Here is a 13,580-nt window from a genome sequence, read left to right as displayed (position 1 = left end):
CCGTGCCGAACGGGCCGTTGCGTGCCCGAAATCGGAAATTCCCACCGTCGCACGAACGCCGGATCGCGAACGGGCGCCCTTTCCTCAGACCTTCGCCCGATAAGCCCGCATGGCCAACGGATAGAACACCACCGCGATCCCCGCAGCCCACACCAACGACCACATCACAGGCTCCGCCACCGCCCCGCCCAGCAGCAGCCCCCGGAACGCGTCGGACAGATGCGTGACCGGATTGACGTCACTCCACGCCTGCAGCCAGCCGGGCATCGTGTCCACGACGACGAACGCGCTACTGGTGAAGGTGATCGGGAAGATGAGCGTGAAGGCGAACGCCTGCACCTTCTCCGCGTCGCCCGCCAGCATCCCGATCAGCACCGCGCTCCAGGACACGGCCGCGGCGAACACCGTCACCAGCAGCGCCCCGAGCAGGAACCCGCCGAATCCGCCGGTGATGCGGAAGCCGAGCGCCAGACCGAGGCCGATCATCAGCACCAGCGCCCACAGATGCTTGGCGAGGTCCGCGGTGATCCGCCCGATGAGCGGCGCGGAACGCGCGATCGGCAGGCTGCGCAGCCGGTCGAAAACGCCTTTGGTGAGGTCGGTGTTGAGCGCCATCGCCGTGTACATCGTCATGAACAGGGTGTTCTGCACGATGATCCCGGGCAGCGCGTACTTCAGATACGCCTCGGGCGATCCGGCCATCTGCCCGCCCAGCACATAGGTGAAGAGGAACACGAACATGATCGGCGTGATGCTGTAGTCGACCAGTTCGAGCGGGTTGTGCTTGACGGCGACCAGACTCCGCCAGGCCATCGTGAAGGTCTGCCGCATCCCGGCGAGGGGCGGCACACGGCCCGACGCGGTGACGGGCGGAGTCAGCGTGGTGGCGGTCATGACCGGCTCACCGCCTTCTCCAGCCCGTCGTCGTCGCGGGCGGTCTCACCGTCGTCGTGGACGGCGGCCCCGCCGTTCCCCTCGGGCTCGCCCGGCTCGGCGCGATGTCCGGTCAGGGCGAGGAAGACCTCGTCGAGCGAGGAACGGCGCAGGGCCAGCTCCCCCACCGCGATCCCCTCCCGGTCCAGCGCGCGCACCACGGCCGGCATCAGCTCGGGGTCCTTCACCGGGGCGGTGACCATCTCGCCCTCGATCCGGGCCTCGGGTCCGGCGGCCCCGGCCACCAGCGCGTGCGCCCGCGCGAGGTCCTTCCCGACGATCGGCCGCAGCTCCAGCACCTGCCCGCCGACTTGCGCCTTCAGCCGGTCCGGTGTGCCCTCGGCGATCACCCGGCCCTTGTCGATCACCACGATGTCGTCGGCGAGCACATCGGCCTCGTTCAGATACTGCGTGGTCAGCAGGGCGGTCGCCCCGTCCGCGACCAGGCCGCGCAGCAGATCCCACAGCTCACCGCGGCTGTGCGGATCAAGACCCGTGGTCGGCTCGTCGAGGAAGAGAATGCTGGGCCGCCCCACCAGACTGGCCGCGAGGTCCAGGCGTCGCCGCATGCCGCCCGAGAAGGTCTTCGCGGCCCGCCCGGCCGCGTGCGTCAGCTGAAACCGCTCCAGCAGCTCACCCGCCCGCGCCTTCGCCTCCCGCCGCGACAGACCCAGCAGCCGGCCGATGAGCAGCAGGTTCTCCGTACCGGTCAGGTTCTCGTCCACCGCCGCGTACTGCCCGGTCAGCCCGACGAGGGAGCGTACGACCCCGGCCTCCCGGACCACGTCGTGGCCGGCCACCCGGGCTCTGCCTCCGTCCGGGCGCAGCAGTGTCGCGAAGATCCGCACCGCGGTCGTCTTCCCGGCACCGTTGGGCCCCAGCAACCCGAGCACCGTGCCCTTGCGGGCGGCCAGGTCGACGCCGGCCAGCGCCTCGGTCTCCTTGAACCGCTTGACCAGGCCTTCCGCCTCTATCGCATACGTCATGGGTACCCCCAGGCGTTCATGGACCCCGGACCGGGCCCACTCCTCCCACAACTGTGACGCACGCCACTGACATTCCGCCCGTGTCGGAATTTCTCCGAACAAACACGGGCGGACAGGGGCGAATACCTCGCGTGACGGATCCCACCTCACCGTCCGTTCGTATGCCCGTAACAATGGACTGTGATCTCTCCGGTCTCCTCGATGCCCCGGAGCGCCCACCGGCAGCGGCCGGAGGCGACTCCCTATGTCGACCTCACCCGAGCCGAGTGGAGCGCGCTGCGTGACAAGACGCCGCTGCCACTGACGGCCGAGGAGGTCGAGAAGCTGCGCGGTCTCGGCGATGTCATCGACCTCGACGAGGTGCGGGACATCTACCTCCCGCTGTCCAGACTCCTCAACCTCTACGTCGGCGCCACGGACGGCCTCAGAGGCGCCCTGAACACGTTCCTGGGCGAACAGGGCTCCCAGTCCGGCACCCCGTTCGTCATAGGAGTCGCCGGCTCGGTCGCGGTCGGCAAGTCCACGGTCGCCCGCCTCCTCCAGGCCCTGCTCTCACGCTGGCCGGAGCACCCGCGCGTCGAGCTGGTCACCACCGACGGCTTCCTGCTGCCCACCAAGGAGCTCCAGGCCCGCGGCCTGATGTCACGAAAGGGCTTCCCCGAGTCCTACGACCGCCGCGCCCTGACCCGCTTCGTCGCCGACATCAAGGCCGGCAAGGACGAGGTCACGGCCCCGGTCTACTCCCACCTCATCTACGACATCGTCCCGGACCAGAAGCTCACGGTCCGCCGCCCCGACATCCTGATCGTCGAGGGCCTGAACGTCCTCCAGCCGGCCCTGCCCGGCAAGGACGGCCGCACCCGGGTCGGCCTCGCCGACTACTTCGACTTCAGCGTGTACGTCGACGCCCGCGTCGAGGACGTCGAGCGCTGGTATCTCAACCGCTTCCGCAAGCTGCGCGCGACCGCCTTCCAGAACCCGTCCTCGTACTTCCGCAAGTACACCCAGGTCTCGGAGGAGGAGGCCCTCGACTACGCGCAGACGATGTGGCGCACGATCAACCGGCCCAACCTGGTCGAGAACATCGCCCCCACCCGCGGCCGGGCCGCCCTCGTCGTGCGCAAGGGCCCCGACCACAAGGTGCAGCGCCTCAGCCTGCGCAAGCTGTGACTCCCGGGGAAAAGGCCGGTTAGATGGTCGCCATGCTTCACCTGCGCCTGATCACGCCGTCCGGGAAGACCGACGAAGTGGTGCTGCTGATCGAGAAGACGGTCGGCACCACCCACCTCGTCGTGCTGCCGGACGCCGCCCGCAACCCCTCCGGGGATGTCGTCATGTGCGACGTGGCCCGCGAGGCGGGCGACGAACTGCTCACCGGCCTGCGGGAACTGGGCATCGACACCAGCGGCTCCATCGCCGTCGAGACCATCGACCTGTCGCTGTCCGAGCGAGCCGACCAAGCCGAGGCCGACGCGCCGGGCGAGGGCGCGGACGCGGTCCTGTGGGAGCACCTGAGCGACGCGACCCACGAGGAGTCGACGCTCTCCGTCACCTACCTGGCCTTCATCACGCTCGCCACGATGATCGCGGCCTGCGGTGTGGTCCTGGACAACGCGATCCTGATCGTGGGCGCCATGGCGGTGGGCCCGGAGTTCGGCCCCCTCGCCGGCGTCTGCACCGCGATCGTCCGGCGCAGATCGCGCCTGGCCCTGCGCTCGCTGATCGCGCTGCTGGTGGGCTTCGCGGTGGCGATGGCGGTGACGGTGGCCTTCAGCCTCTTCATGGAAGCGGTCGACCTGTTCAGCAAGGAACAGCTCGAGGCCGACCGCCCGAACACCGGCTTCATCTACGCCCCCGACTGGTTCTCCTTCGTCGTGGCGGTCCTGGCCGGCATCGCCGGCACCCTCTCCCTGACCTCAGCGAAGTCCGGCGCCCTGGTCGGCGTGGCCATCTCCGTGACGACGGTCCCGGCAGCCGCGAACGCCGCGGTGGCCCTGAGCTACGGCGACACCACCCAGACCTGGGGCTCCACCGAGCAACTCCTGCTGAACCTCCTGGGCATCATCGTCGCCGGCACGGCAACGCTGCTGACCCAGAAATGGCTCTGGTCGAAACAACGTAAGCAAGTAGACGCCCTTTAGGGGCAGCGTCCCCAGGGGCGCGGGGAACTGCGCGACAAGCCACGACGCAGCCGCAGCCCGCCCACAACAGACCCCCCACCCCGAACCGCAAAGGCCAACTACCCCAACGCGGACTTCACCGCATCAGCCAGCCGCCCCGCGACAGACCGCGCCTGCTCGATATCAGCCGCCTCCACCATCACCCGAACCAACGGCTCGGTCCCGGAGGGCCTCAGCAGCACCCGCCCGGTAGCCCCGAGCTCCCGCTCCGCATCGGCAACGGCCGCCGACAGCTCCGCGGACGTCCCCACCCGCGTCCTGTCGACATCCGGCACATTGATCAGCACCTGCGGCAACCGCTCCATGACAGAGGCCAGCTCCCGCAACGCACGCCCGCTCTCTGCCACCCGAGCCGCCAGCAGCAGCCCCGTCAGCGTCCCGTCCCCGGTCGTCGCGTGGTCGAGGATGATCACGTGCCCGGACTGCTCGCCCCCGAGGGCGAACCCGTGCTCCTTCATCTCCTCCAGCACATACCGGTCGCCGACAGCGGTCTGCACCAGCCGGATGCCCTCACGCTCCATGGCCAGCTTGAACCCGAGGTTGGACATCACCGTGGCGACCACCGTCTCGGCCCGCAGAGCGGAGCGCTCCCGCATCGCCAGCGCGAGCACGGCCAGGATCTGGTCGCCGTCCACCTCCGCGCCGGTGTGGTCCACGGCGAGGCACCGGTCGGCGTCACCGTCGTGCGCGATGCCCAGGTCGGCCCCGTGCTCGACGACGGCGGCCTTGATCTTGTCCAGGTGCGTGGAGCCGCACCCGTCGTTGATGTTGAGCCCGTCGGGCTCGGCCCCGATCGTGACGACCTCGGCACCGGCCCGCTGGAACGCCTCAGGCGAGACCCGGGCGGCGGCGCCGTGCGCCTCGTCGAGGACGACCTTCAGCCCGTCGAGCCGGTTCGGCAGGGCACCCAGCAGATGCTCGACGTACCGGTCGAAGCCCTCCCCGTACTCCCGGACGCGGCCCACTCCGGCCCCGGTCGGCCGCTCCCACGGGGCGCCGGTGCGGTGCTCCTCGTAGACGGACTCGATCCGGTCCTCCAGCTCGTCGGCGAGCTTGTGCCCGCCGCGGGCGAAGAACTTGATGCCGTTGTCGGGCATGGCGTTGTGGCTCGCGGAGAGCATCACACCGAGGTCGGCGCCGAGCGCTCCGGTCAGAAACGCCACCGCCGGGGTCGGCAGCACGCCGACCCGCAGGACGTCCACACCGGCGCTGGCGAGGCCCGCGACCACGGCGGCCTCCAGGAACTCCCCGGACGCGCGCGGGTCGCGCCCGACGACCGCGGTCGGGCGGTGCCCCTCGAAGGTGCCCGCCTCGGCCAGTACGTGCGCCGCGGCCACGGAGAGGCCCAGGGCCATCTCCGCCGTCAGATCCGCGTTGGCGACACCGCGCACGCCGTCAGTGCCGAAGAGTCGTCCCACTGTGGTGTCCTCCGAATTGCTGTGAGAGTGCGGCTCACATCCCCAAGTACATCCCTAGTACATCCCTGAGACTGTCCGGGGGCGGTAGGGGTTGTGTAAACGAACCGCCCCGGCGGCACCATTCGTGCCGCCGGGGCGATCGTTGCAAAAACAGCGGACGCGATTAGCGCTTGCTGTACTGCGGGGCCTTGCGGGCCTTCTTCAGACCGGCCTTCTTGCGCTCGACCGCACGGTCGTCGCGCTTGAGGAAGCCGGCCTTCTTCAGCGGGCCGCGGTTGTTGTCGACGTCCGCCTCGTTCAGCGCACGGGCGACACCGAGACGGAGCGCACCGGCCTGACCGGAGACACCGCCGCCGGAGATGCGGGCGACGACGTCGTAGCGGTCGTCGAGCTCGAGCACCTTGAAGGGCTCGTTGACTTCCTGCTGGTGCACCTTGTTCGGGAAGTAGTCCTCAAGGGTGCGACCGTTGATCTTCCACTTGCCGGTGCCCGGGACGATCCGGACACGGGCGATGGCGTTCTTGCGACGGCCCAGGCCGGCGGCCGGCTGGGGCTCACCGAAACGCGAGGCGAGGGACTCGGAGGTGTACTCACCCTCCACCGGAACCTCGGACTCGGTGGTGTAGCTGTCGATGTCAACTTCTTCGAGCGGCTGCTCGGCAGTGGTCTCGGCCACGATGCTCCTCAGATTCTGTTCAGTCTTAGGGGGTGTGGCCGGACTTACTGCGCGACCTGGGTGATCTCGTACGGCTGCGGCTGCTGCGCGCCGTGCGGGTGCTGGTCACCCTTGTAGACCTTCAGCTTCGAGAGCATCTGACGGCCCAGGGAGTTCTTGGGGAGCATGCCCTTGACGGCCTTTTCGACGGCCTTCTCGGGGTTCTTGTCCAGCAGCTCGTCGTAACGGACGGAGCGCAGACCACCCGGGTAACCGGAGTGGCGGTACGCCATCTTCTGGGTCCGCTTGTTGCCGGACAGGTGCACCTTGTCCGCGTTGATGATGATGACGAAGTCACCAGCGTCGACGTGGGGGGCGTAGATCGGCTTGTGCTTGCCCCGGAGGAGGGTCGCTGCGGTGGTGGCGAGACGACCCAGGACAACGTCCTGGGCGTCGATGACGTGCCACTGGCGCGTCACATCGCCGGGCTTGGGGCTGTACGTACGCACGGTTCGTAGCCTTCGCTTCGAGTGAATGGTCCTGAACAGGTCACCGAAACGATCACGACAGCCTTGACCGCACTGCGGTGACGCAAACCGCGTGCTGGTCGCTGGTCATCGGCCCGGCGGACCGGTGTAAGGGCCCGTCCCGTGAGAATGAGCAAGCCAATACACAACGAACAAGCAGAGTACCGGGGCTCACCACAAGGGTCAAAACGCGGGATCATCGTCGACGGTCGAACACGCAGACGCACAGGCCCGCACACAGCGTGACAGCCCTCCTCAGGGTCCTGCGCCGGACCGGCCGCACAAACGGAAACACCGACGACAGCAGCACATCGACGACCACCGCGGCACCCCACCGCAGCACGGAACCGCCACCGCGCGGACGACGGCACGCCCGCAGCACAGCGATCCCCGCAGACGTCCCGGCCGACAGCCCGGCCTGCAGTCCGACCGCCGGCCACGACAGCAGGCACACCAGCAGCGCCACGGCCACCAGCGCCCGCACCCCCACGGACCCCACCCACAGGCTCCCGCTCACGAGTCGCCCCAACCACCCGGAGATGTCGCCTTTGCCCGTCCGCATGGGAGGAACGCTAGGGGTTACGAGGCCGATCCGTGCGGACCAGCACACCCCATGTCCCGTCTAAGATGCGCCCCATGAGCTATGGGCAGGGGGGACCCCAGTCCCAGTGGGATCCCTGGAAACCGCAGTCGCAGCAGCCCTGGAACAGCGGGGGCGGAGGCCAGTCTCCGGACTGGGCCGCGCTCGCCGAGGCGTCCGAGTCACGTAACAAACGACGCCGGCTGCTGCTGGTCGGCGGCGGCGCGGTCGCCACCGTCGCGATCGGTGCCGCCGTCGCCGTGGCCGTGGTCTCGGCCAATGGCGACAACCAGGCGAACAACCCGGCCTCCCTGCCCTCGGCGGACATCCCGAGCGGGTCGCCCTCCGGCCCGTCGTTCGCCCCGACCAGCGCCCCGCCCCCGCTGGACCCGAAGGACTTCGTCGCCAGCGCGAAGAAGGACAAGGCTCCGCTCGGCCCGGACACCCTCTTCCCCGGCACGCAGCTGACCATGGGCGAGACGGTCTACAAGAAGGGCCCCACCGCCGACACGAAGAACTGCGCATCGGCGGCCGGCGGCACGCTCCCCAAGGTCCTCACCGCGAACGACTGCACACGCCTGATACGAGTCACCTACACCAAGGACGGCATCGCGGTGACGGTCGGCGTGGCGGTCTTCGACACCGAGGCCCAGGCGGTCAAGGCCAAGGGCCAGACGAACAAGAGGAGCTTCGTCAAGTCGCTCTCCGGCGGCGGTGTGAAGGGCTTCTGCGAGGCCGGGTTCTGCCGCACGACCAGCAACTCCTACGGCCGCTACGCCTACTTCACCAACGCCGGCTTCACCAACGGCAAGGACGTGACGCCCAAGGACACGGCGGTCTTCAGGACCGGCAACGACCTGGCCCAGTTCACGTTCAACCAGATCCGCCGCCGCGGCGAGGCCCAGGCATCGGCCGCGGCCAACGAATAGCCGTCAGCAGCACCCGGCCGGCGGCAGCGACCGCTTGTTCCGCGCCTCCTTGTTGCGCGCGGCCAGCAGTTCGTCGGCCGGGTAGCCGACCTCCTCCAGCGTCAGCCCGTGCGGCCGTACGACGTGCACGGCCGAGTCCCGGACGCCTGCCGCCAGCACCTTCCCGGGCCAGTCCGGCGGCCGGTGCCCGTCGCCCACGAACAGCAGCGCCCCGATGAGCGAGCGCACCATGTTGTGGCAGAAGGCGTCGGCCCGCACGGTCGCGGTGATGATCCCGTCGTCGCCCTTCACGAGACTCAGCTCCTGGAGCGTACGGATCGTCGTCGCGCCCTCCCGCTTCTTGCAGTAGGCGGCGAAGTCGTGCTCCCCGAGCAGCCGCCCCGCGGCCTCGTTCATGGCGTCGACGTCCAGCGGCCAGTCGTGCCACAGCACGTGGCTCCGCAGCAGCGGGTCGACGCCTCCGGGATTGTCGGTGACCCGGTACGCGTACCGCCGCCACACGGCCGAGAACCGCGCGTTGAAGCCACTGGGCGCCTCTCTGAGGGCCCAGACCCGCACGTCCCGGGGCAGCCGCCCGGCGAGCCGCTTCAGCAGCTTCTGATGGTGCTCGGCCCAGACCTCGAGCGGCAGATCGACATGCGCGACCTGCCCCCGGGCATGCACCCCGGCATCGGTACGCCCCGCCACGGTCAGCTCGTACGTCTCCCGCGACCGCGTCACGGTCCGCAGCGCGTCCTCGATCTCCCCCTGCACGGTCCGCCGCCCCCCGGCCTGCTTGGCCCACCCGGAGAACTCACTCCCGTCGTACGACAGATCAAGCCGAACACGAACGAACCCGGCAGCTGCTTCATCACTCACGCACAGATCCTCTCAGCAACCAAAAAGCGGGCCCGCTCCTCAATGAGGAACGGACCCGCCAACGCCCTGAAGGGGCGCGGGGAACTGCGCGACAAGCCACGACGCCGCCGCAGCCGCAAACGCACAGGCCCCCGGCAGAACGCTTACGCGTCCTTCGACTCCTCGGCGGGAGCCTCGACGGCCTCGTCGGACTTGGCCTCAACGGCCTCGTCCTTCTTGAGCGCGTCTTCCTTGACCGCACGCTTCGTCGCGGCCTCGGCCTCGCCGGTCGCCTCCTGCGCCACCGTCAGCGCCTCGACCAGCTCGATGACAGCCATGGGCGCGTTGTCGCCACGGCGGTTACCGATCTTGGTGATACGGGTGTAGCCACCCGGACGGTTCTCGTAGCGCGGGCCGATCTCGGTGAAGAGCGTGTGGACGATGCTCTTGTCCGTGATGACCTGGAGCACCTGACGGCGGTTGTGAAGGTCGCCCTTCTTCGCCTTGGTGACCAGACGCTCGGCGTACGGCCGCAGCTTGCGGGCCTTCGCCTCGGTGGTGGTGATGCGACCGTGCTCGAACAGCGCCTTCGCGAGGTTCGCGAGGAGGAGCTTCTCGTGCGCGGCGCTGCCGCCCATACGGGCACCCTTGGTGGGCTTCGGCATGGTGTTTCTCCTAGGTGTCTGCCCCGGCCGTATCAGGTACCGGGGTCAGTATCCGAGCGAGCGGGTTTGCTCGTCGGAGACCCCGCGCCCCAAAGGGGCGCGGGGAACTGCGCGACCAGCCACAGCGGGCGCACAGCCAAGAACCGGCGATCGGTCCCGAGCTCTTAGTACTGCTCGGTCTCGACGAACCCGGCGTCCGCGTCGTCGTCGGCGCCGAAGGCGTCGGCGGCGGCGGTCGGGTCGAATCCGGGCGGGCTGTCCTTGAGGGCCAGGCCCATGCCGGCCAGCTTCGCCTTGACCTCGTCGATCGACTTCGCACCGAAGTTGCGAATGTCGAGCAGGTCCGCCTCGGAACGAGCGACGAGCTCACCCACGGAGTGGATGCCCTCACGCTTGAGGCAGTTGTACGACCGGACGGTGAGCTCGAGCTCCTCGATCGGCAGCGCCAGATCAGCGGCGAGGGCGGCGTCCGTCGGGGACGGACCCATGTCGATGCCCTCGGCGTCGATGTTGAGCTCACGGGCCAGACCGAACAGCTCGACCAGGGTCTTGCCGGCCGACGCCATCGCGTCACGCGGACGCATGGCCTGCTTGGTCTCGACGTCGACGATCAGCTTGTCGAAGTCGGTCCGCTGCTCGACACGCGTGGCCTCGACCTTGTACGTGACCTTGAGCACCGGCGAGTAGATCGAGTCGACCGGGATCCGGCCGATCTCCTGGCCGACCTGCTTGTTCTGCACGGCGGAGACGTAGCCACGGCCACGCTCGACCGTCAGCTCCATCTCCAGCTTGCCCTTGCCGTTCAGGGTCGCCAGAACCAGGTCGGGGTTGTGCACCTCGACACCGGCCGGGGGCGCGATGTCGGCGGCGGTGACCAGACCCGGGCCCTGCTTGCGCAGGTACATCACGACCGGCTCGTCGTGCTCCGAGGAGACGACCAGCTGCTTGATGTTGAGGATCAGGTCGGTGACATCCTCCTTGACGCCCGGCACGGTGGTGAACTCGTGCAGGACACCGTCGATACGGATGGACGTGACCGCCGCACCCGGGATCGAGGACAGCAGGGTCCGGCGGAGGGAGTTGCCGAGGGTGTAACCGAAGCCCGGCTCCAGCGGCTCGATCACGAACCGGGAACGGAACTCGTCGACGACCTCTTCGGTCAACGAGGGACGCTGAGCGATCAGCATGTTGCGATCCTTCTGTCAGGGGCGCCCGCTATTTGACGCCCTGAGGTGTAACAAGGGTACGGGCGATATGGCCCCGAAGAGCCATACCGCCCGAAAACCTCAGACCAAGCGGCCTGCGTCAGCGATCTGTGAAAGATCAGACGCGGCGGCGCTTGGGCGGACGGCAGCCGTTGTGCGGGGTGGGCGTGACGTCCTGGATGGAGCCGACCTCGAGACCGGTCGCCTGAAGCGAACGGATGGCCGTCTCACGACCCGAACCCGGGCCCTTGACGAACACGTCGACCTTGCGCATGCCGTGCTCCTGGGCGCGGCGGGCAGCCGACTCGGCGGCCATCTGCGCGGCGAACGGCGTGGACTTGCGCGAGCCCTTGAAGCCGACGTGGCCGGCGGAGGCCCAGGAGATCACGTTGCCCGAGGGGTCCGTGATCGAGACGATCGTGTTGTTGAACGTGCTCTTGATGTGCGCGTGGCCGTGAGCGACGTTCTTCTTTTCCTTGCGGCGCACCTTCTTGGCAGCGCCCTGACGTCCCTTGGGGGGCATCTCTTAACTCCTACGGGAGGTGGTCGGTCCTACAGCGAAGACCGTGGACAGGCGTCCGCTGCGGACTACTTCTTGCCCGGCTTCTTCTTGCCGGCGATGGCGCGACGCGGGCCCTTGCGGGTGCGGGCGTTGGTGCTGGTGCGCTGACCGCGGACGGGCAGGCCGCGGCGGTGACGCAGACCCTGGTAGCAGCCGATCTCGACCTTGCGGCGGATGTCGGCCTGGATCTCACGACGGAGGTCACCCTCGGTCCTGATGTTGTTGTCCACGAACTCGCGGATCGCGACGAGCTGCTCCTCGGAGAGGTCGCGAACGCGGGTGTTCGGGTCGACGCCGGTGGCGGCCAGCGTCTGCTGCGCGAGGGTCCGGCCGATACCGAACACGTAGGTGAGGGCGACCTCCACGCGCTTTTCGCGCGGGATGTCGACACCGGAAACGCGTGCCATTCAATGGCTCCAGTTACTTGTCGGAGGTCTTCCACAGAACCGACTCCCAGCCGCCGTATGAGGTACGAACTGGGTCCCCGGCCTCCGAACCAGGGGTGTCAGGCGAACACCGTCCGCCCGGGTCCTGCGTATGAACATATTCAGCTCGCGTCGCGCGAATCCCTGCGATGGATGCAGAGGGTGCGATCCGCTGTCGATCAGCCCTGGCGCTGCTTGTGGCGCGGGTTGTCGCAGATGATCATGACCCGGCCGTGACGGCGGATCACCCTGCACTTGTCGCAGATCTTCTTGACGCTCGGCTTGACCTTCATTAGTGAGGTTCTCCGGGTCAGTGCCACCACCCCGCCGAAGCGAGATGCGGGGCAAGATCTACTTGTAGCGGTAGACGATCCGGCCACGCGTCAGGTCGTACGGAGACAACTCCACCACGACCCGGTCGTCAGGGAGGATGCGGATGTAGTGCATGCGCATCTTGCCGCTGATGTGTGCCAGGACCTGGTGGCCGTTCTGGAGCTCGACCTTGAACATGGCGTTCGGAAGAGACTCGACGACAGTGCCCTCGATCTCGATGGCACCTTGCTTCTTGGCCACGCTTCGCCCTTCGAATCGACTACCTTGATCGACTCCGAGCGAGCGCATGCAGGCATGCGGGTGCACCAGAGCCGACGAGTCAGTCTACGTCAGGCCCCTCAGAAACACGAATCGGGGGAGTCTGCCCCAACGGACAGATCTTTAAGCGCCCCGAAAGGAGCGCGGGGAACTGCGCGAAGAACCCCCACGCTCCCGCAGCCTCCGACGGTCCGGACCACCCAACCCGGAAGGCGCTCAGCCCAGCGGGTCAGGAGCTGCCGTGATCCCCAGCTCGGCGAGCTTCGCCTTCCCCCCGTCGGGAGACGTCAGCACCAGCGGCCCCTCCTCGGTCAGGGCGACCGAGTGCTCCCAGTGCGAGGACCACGTGCCGTCGGTGGTGATGACCGTCCAGTCGTCCTGGAGGACCTCCGTCTTCGGGGTGCCCAGGGAGACCATCGGCTCGATGGCGAGGCAGAAGCCCGGCACCAGCTTCGGGCCCTTGCCGCGCCGCCGGTCGACGTAGTTCAGCAGGTGCGGGTCCATGTGCATCTCGGTGCCGATGCCGTGGCCGCCGTAGTCCTCGATGATCCCGTACTTGCCACCGCCGGGCTTCGGCTGGCGGCGGATGTACGTCTCGATGGCCCGGGAGACGTCGACCAGGCGGTTGCCCTGCTTCATGGCGGCGATGCCGGCCCACATCGACTCCTCGGTCACCCGGGAGAGCTCGACCAGCTCCGGGGCATGGCCGGAGCCGACGAAGGCCGTGTAGGCGGCGTCGCCGTGCCAGCCGTCGATGATCGCGCCGCAGTCGATGGAGATGACGTCCCCGTCCTTGAGGACGACGTCGTCGGACGGGATGCCGTGGACGACGACCTCGTTCACGGACGTGCAGATCGTCGCCGGGAAGCCGCCGTAGCCGAGGAAGTTCGGCTTGGCGTTGTGCTCGGTGAGCACCTTGCGGGCGACCTGGTCCAGATCCTTCGTCGTGGCCCCCGGCACGGCGGCTTCACGGGTCGCCGCGTGGATGGCGGCGACGACCAGGCCCGCCTCACGCATCTTGGCGATCTGCTCGGAGGTCTTGATCTGCACCATGGGGACTACGGCCTTTCTGGACCGGAGAGAGAAT

Annotated in this window: 17 protein-coding genes; 3 read left to right on the top strand and 14 right to left on the bottom strand. The window is 68.4% G+C overall.

All coding sequences use genetic code 11. The features are described from left to right. Positions 1-84: 84 nt before the first annotated feature. Both OHU35_RS26085 and OHU35_RS26080 read right to left on the bottom strand, forming a co-directional pair. Positions 85-894 carry an ABC transporter permease gene (locus OHU35_RS26085; RefSeq protein WP_189722700.1) on the bottom strand — a complete coding sequence of 270 codons (810 nt, stop codon included), beginning with the start codon at positions 892-894 and terminating at the stop codon, positions 85-87. Continuing rightward, positions 891-1,919, bottom strand: coding sequence for an ATP-binding cassette domain-containing protein (locus tag OHU35_RS26080; RefSeq protein ID WP_189722699.1), 1,029 nt, complete (start codon positions 1,917-1,919; stop codon positions 891-893). The genes OHU35_RS26085 and OHU35_RS26080 overlap by 4 nt, the downstream gene beginning before the upstream one ends. A gap of 201 nt (positions 1,920-2,120) precedes the next feature. Here OHU35_RS26080 and coaA point away from each other — a divergent pair, with 201 nt between their 5' ends. After that, a complete protein-coding gene (coaA, locus tag OHU35_RS26075) occupies positions 2,121-3,089 on the top strand; it encodes a type I pantothenate kinase (RefSeq protein WP_189723274.1) in 969 nt (322 codons plus the stop codon). A 32-nt stretch (positions 3,090-3,121) separates the two neighbouring features. Beyond that, positions 3,122-4,060 (top strand): DUF389 domain-containing protein, encoded by a 939-nt coding sequence (locus tag OHU35_RS26070; protein ID WP_189722698.1) that lies wholly within the window; start codon positions 3,122-3,124, stop codon positions 4,058-4,060. 98 nt (positions 4,061-4,158) lie between these two features. Here OHU35_RS26070 and glmM read toward each other — a convergent pair whose 3' ends face one another. From glmM to OHU35_RS26050, 4 genes are all read right to left on the bottom strand, one after another. Further along, a complete protein-coding gene (gene glmM, locus OHU35_RS26065; RefSeq protein WP_189722697.1) occupies positions 4,159-5,517 on the bottom strand; it encodes a phosphoglucosamine mutase in 1,359 nt (452 codons plus the stop codon). Positions 5,518-5,680: 163 nt separating this feature from the next. Beyond that, a complete protein-coding gene (rpsI, locus tag OHU35_RS26060; protein WP_184591418.1) occupies positions 5,681-6,193 on the bottom strand; it encodes a 30S ribosomal protein S9 in 513 nt (170 codons plus the stop codon). A gap of 44 nt (positions 6,194-6,237) precedes the next feature. Then, entirely contained in the window at positions 6,238-6,681 is a 444-nt protein-coding gene (gene rplM / locus OHU35_RS26055; RefSeq protein ID WP_003992380.1) for a 50S ribosomal protein L13, read from the bottom strand. Between the two features lie 214 nt (positions 6,682-6,895). Next, positions 6,896-7,261 (bottom strand): hypothetical protein, encoded by a 366-nt coding sequence (locus OHU35_RS26050; protein ID WP_189722696.1) that lies wholly within the window; start codon positions 7,259-7,261, stop codon positions 6,896-6,898. A 74-nt stretch (positions 7,262-7,335) separates the two neighbouring features. Here OHU35_RS26050 and OHU35_RS26045 point away from each other — a divergent pair, with 74 nt between their 5' ends. Next, on the top strand, positions 7,336-8,208 hold the full coding sequence (locus OHU35_RS26045; RefSeq protein WP_189722695.1) for a hypothetical protein: 873 nt from the start codon (positions 7,336-7,338) through the stop codon (positions 8,206-8,208). Between the two features lie 3 nt (positions 8,209-8,211). Here the strand turns inward: OHU35_RS26045 and truA are convergent, their stop codons facing one another. The 8 genes from truA to map all read right to left on the bottom strand — a co-directional run bounded on the left by truA (position 8,212) and on the right by map (position 13,546). After that, the gene (gene truA, locus OHU35_RS26040; RefSeq protein WP_189722694.1) at positions 8,212-9,066 is read right to left on the bottom strand and encodes a tRNA pseudouridine(38-40) synthase TruA; all 855 of its coding nucleotides are present in this window, start codon (positions 9,064-9,066) and stop codon (positions 8,212-8,214) included. Between the two features lie 143 nt (positions 9,067-9,209). Further along, positions 9,210-9,710 (bottom strand): 50S ribosomal protein L17, encoded by a 501-nt coding sequence (gene rplQ, locus OHU35_RS26035; RefSeq protein ID WP_189722693.1) that lies wholly within the window; start codon positions 9,708-9,710, stop codon positions 9,210-9,212. A gap of 164 nt (positions 9,711-9,874) precedes the next feature. Next, the gene (locus OHU35_RS26030) at positions 9,875-10,897 is read right to left on the bottom strand and encodes a DNA-directed RNA polymerase subunit alpha (RefSeq protein WP_003966937.1); all 1,023 of its coding nucleotides are present in this window, start codon (positions 10,895-10,897) and stop codon (positions 9,875-9,877) included. A gap of 136 nt (positions 10,898-11,033) precedes the next feature. Further along, positions 11,034-11,438 (bottom strand): 30S ribosomal protein S11, encoded by a 405-nt coding sequence (gene rpsK / locus OHU35_RS26025; protein ID WP_003956432.1) that lies wholly within the window; start codon positions 11,436-11,438, stop codon positions 11,034-11,036. Positions 11,439-11,503: 65 nt separating this feature from the next. Then, a complete protein-coding gene (gene rpsM, locus OHU35_RS26020) occupies positions 11,504-11,884 on the bottom strand; it encodes a 30S ribosomal protein S13 (RefSeq protein ID WP_189728755.1) in 381 nt (126 codons plus the stop codon). A 197-nt stretch (positions 11,885-12,081) separates the two neighbouring features. Then, on the bottom strand, positions 12,082-12,195 hold the full coding sequence (rpmJ, locus tag OHU35_RS26015; RefSeq protein ID WP_003948619.1) for a 50S ribosomal protein L36: 114 nt from the start codon (positions 12,193-12,195) through the stop codon (positions 12,082-12,084). A gap of 58 nt (positions 12,196-12,253) precedes the next feature. Further along, positions 12,254-12,475: a translation initiation factor IF-1 gene (gene infA, locus OHU35_RS26010; protein ID WP_003948620.1), complete on the bottom strand. Its 222-nt coding sequence runs from the start codon at positions 12,473-12,475 to the stop codon at positions 12,254-12,256. A gap of 234 nt (positions 12,476-12,709) precedes the next feature. Beyond that, positions 12,710-13,546 carry a type I methionyl aminopeptidase gene (map, locus tag OHU35_RS26005; protein ID WP_189728753.1) on the bottom strand — a complete coding sequence of 279 codons (837 nt, stop codon included), beginning with the start codon at positions 13,544-13,546 and terminating at the stop codon, positions 12,710-12,712. Positions 13,547-13,580: the final 34 nt, after the last annotated feature.

The organism is Streptomyces purpurascens, from assembly GCF_045040895.1.
GTDB classification, from domain to species: domain Bacteria; phylum Actinomycetota; class Actinomycetes; order Streptomycetales; family Streptomycetaceae; genus Streptomyces; species Streptomyces purpurascens.
Note: the sequence above shows the minus strand (reverse complement) of the source record. Positions and strands in the feature narration are given on the sequence as shown.

What these genes read in the sequence shown, in the direction of transcription:
- map (WP_189728753.1), bottom strand. Translation starts at nt 13,546, where the DNA reads ATGGTGCAGATCAAGACCTCCGAGCAGATCGCCAAGATGCGTGAGGCG.
- OHU35_RS26080 (WP_189722699.1), bottom strand. Translation starts at nt 1,919, where the DNA reads ATGACGTATGCGATAGAGGCGGAAGGCCTGGTCAAGCGGTTCAAGGAG.
- rpsM (WP_189728755.1), bottom strand. Translation starts at nt 11,884, where the DNA reads ATGGCACGCGTTTCCGGTGTCGACATCCCGCGCGAAAAGCGCGTGGAG.
- coaA (WP_189723274.1), top strand. Translation starts at nt 2,121, where the DNA reads ATGCCCCGGAGCGCCCACCGGCAGCGGCCGGAGGCGACTCCCTATGTC.
- OHU35_RS26045 (WP_189722695.1), top strand. Translation starts at nt 7,336, where the DNA reads ATGAGCTATGGGCAGGGGGGACCCCAGTCCCAGTGGGATCCCTGGAAA.
- OHU35_RS26070 (WP_189722698.1), top strand. Translation starts at nt 3,122, where the DNA reads ATGCTTCACCTGCGCCTGATCACGCCGTCCGGGAAGACCGACGAAGTG.
- rplQ (WP_189722693.1), bottom strand. Translation starts at nt 9,710, where the DNA reads ATGCCGAAGCCCACCAAGGGTGCCCGTATGGGCGGCAGCGCCGCGCAC.
- rpsK (WP_003956432.1), bottom strand. Translation starts at nt 11,438, where the DNA reads ATGCCCCCCAAGGGACGTCAGGGCGCTGCCAAGAAGGTGCGCCGCAAG.
- OHU35_RS26085 (WP_189722700.1), bottom strand. Translation starts at nt 894, where the DNA reads ATGACCGCCACCACGCTGACTCCGCCCGTCACCGCGTCGGGCCGTGTG.
- rpmJ (WP_003948619.1), bottom strand. Translation starts at nt 12,195, where the DNA reads ATGAAGGTCAAGCCGAGCGTCAAGAAGATCTGCGACAAGTGCAGGGTG.
- OHU35_RS26050 (WP_189722696.1), bottom strand. Translation starts at nt 7,261, where the DNA reads ATGCGGACGGGCAAAGGCGACATCTCCGGGTGGTTGGGGCGACTCGTG.
- OHU35_RS26030 (WP_003966937.1), bottom strand. Translation starts at nt 10,897, where the DNA reads ATGCTGATCGCTCAGCGTCCCTCGTTGACCGAAGAGGTCGTCGACGAG.